Below are 540 nucleotides of genomic sequence, written 5' to 3' on the forward strand. Positions count from 1 at the left end.
AGAAGATTGCTCAATGGTATCACCGTGCTGATAGCGCAGAACACAAACTGGCTCTGCTGAAACATATCATCACAGAGCAAGCTGAGCGCACTATCGTGTTCTTAAAAACTCGTGAACGCTTGGCAGAGCTACGTGCACAACTTGAGAGCGCACAAATCCCGTGTTCGTGGATTCAAGGTGAAATGCCTCAAGATCGTCGTAATAATGCCATTGCACGTTTCCGTGACGGCACTGTGAACGTGCTACTAGCAACAGACGTTGCGGCGCGTGGTATCGACCTTCCTGATGTTTCTCACGTTATCAACTACGACATGCCTCGCACGGCTGACGTATACCTTCACCGTATCGGCCGTACGGCTCGTGCAGGTAAGAAAGGTAACGCAATCTCAATCGTAGAAGCGCACGACCAGCCAATGATGGATCGCGTAGCACGTTACGTGAAAGAAGACATCAAAGAGCGTTTCATTAAAGAGATGCGCCCTAAGCACAAGAAACCTGTGTTTAAGAAGAAAAAGAAAAAAGAAGACAAGAAGAAAACAG

1 protein-coding gene is annotated in these 540 nt (G+C 47.8%); it reads left to right on the plus strand.

The window, feature by feature from the left end; genetic code table 11:
- The coding region (locus tag R7190_RS30035) for a helicase-related protein (protein ID WP_318138231.1) at positions 1–540 on the plus strand (540 nt) is incomplete at both ends.

The sequence above is a fragment of the Vibrio sp. 1078-1 genome, assembly GCF_033340475.1.